Raw genomic sequence first — 284 nt, 5'->3', positions numbered from 1 at the left:
GGGAGGGTAAAGGGGATAAGTATATAGTGGATGGGCAGAAAATGTGGAGATGAGGAGGAGAAGATTGGGATGTGATGATGGTTGTTGGAAGAAGGAGTGGAAAAGATGAAGTGGAAAAGAAAAGAGATGGTTTAAGTTTATTTATTGTTGATATGAAAGAAGAGGGAGAGAAGATTGATATTGGTGGAATGGATAGAATGATTAATGATGGAAGAAGAGAAGTCTTGTTTGAAGGAGGAGAAATGTGGGGAGAGAAGTTGATTGGTAAAGAAGGGAAAGGATTT

At 38.7% G+C, this 284-nt stretch carries 1 pseudogene; it reads left to right on the top strand.

Going from position 1 to position 284, the window contains the following annotated elements:
* Positions 1–71 precede the first annotated feature (71 nt).
* Positions 72–284 (top strand): annotated as a pseudogene (locus tag FS736_RS23685) (acyl-CoA dehydrogenase family protein); the annotation flags it as partial.

Source organism: Cytobacillus oceanisediminis 2691 (assembly GCF_007678455.1).
Taxonomy (GTDB): Bacteria; Bacillota; Bacilli; order Bacillales; family Cytobacillaceae; genus Mesobacillus; species Mesobacillus oceanisediminis_A.
This window is presented reverse-complemented; position numbering and strand designations above follow the sequence as displayed.